1 protein-coding gene is annotated in these 854 nt (G+C 49.5%); it reads left to right on the forward strand.

Going from position 1 to position 854, the window contains the following annotated elements:
• Nucleotides 1–854: cadherin-like domain-containing protein (locus tag KI655_RS24220; protein WP_285409220.1), on the forward strand; the 854-nt coding region annotated here is incomplete at both ends.

The following is an 854-nucleotide window of genomic DNA, read 5'->3' on the forward strand; positions in this document are numbered from 1 at the left end:
ATCTCTGATGGCACCAATACCGTTCAAGCGTCTGCCGACCTAACGGTTAACCCAGTTAACGACCTGCCAGTTCCTCAAGACCAACAGTTCTCTGTTGAAGAAGATGGCACACTTATTTTCACTGATGCCGACCTGTTAACAGGTGCGACCGACATTGAAGGCGACAACCTTTCTGTTGAAGGTGTGACCTACGATGGCGGTGACGGTATCCTTACCGACAACGGTAATGGCACATACACCTTTGCACCGAACGAGAACTTCAATGGTGATGTAAACTTCAGCTTCGATGTCTCTGACGGCACAGACACAGTCTCTGCCAACATCGACGTTAGCGTTACTGCAGTGGATGATGCGCCTGTATCAGGCGACCTCGCTTACTCAGTAGATGAAGACGGCTCTATCCGCTTAAGCCAAGAGCAGCTTCTGTCTCAAGCCTCGGACGTAGAAGGTGATGACCTTACGGCTAGCGGCTTAACGGTGGATGGCGATGCGACCGTTGTACAAAACAATGATGGCAGCTTCACGATTACGCCAGATGAGAACTTCAATGGTGATATCGATATCAGCTTTGATATCTCTGATGGCGCCAATACCGTTCAAGCGTCTGCCGACCTTACTGTAAATCCAGTTAACGACCTGCCAGTGCCTCAAGATCAACAGTTCTCTGTTGAAGAAGACGGCACGTTAATCTTCACGGATGCCGACCTACTAACAGGCGCAACGGACATTGAAGGGGACAACCTGACTGTTGAAGGTGTCACTTACGATGGTGGCGACGGTATTCTTACTGATAACGGTAATGGTACTTACACCTTCGCACCAAACGAGAACTTCAACGGCGACGTAAACTTCAG

The sequence above is a fragment of the Vibrio sp. D404a genome, assembly GCF_030248535.1.
Classification (GTDB): Bacteria; Pseudomonadota; Gammaproteobacteria; order Enterobacterales; family Vibrionaceae; genus Vibrio.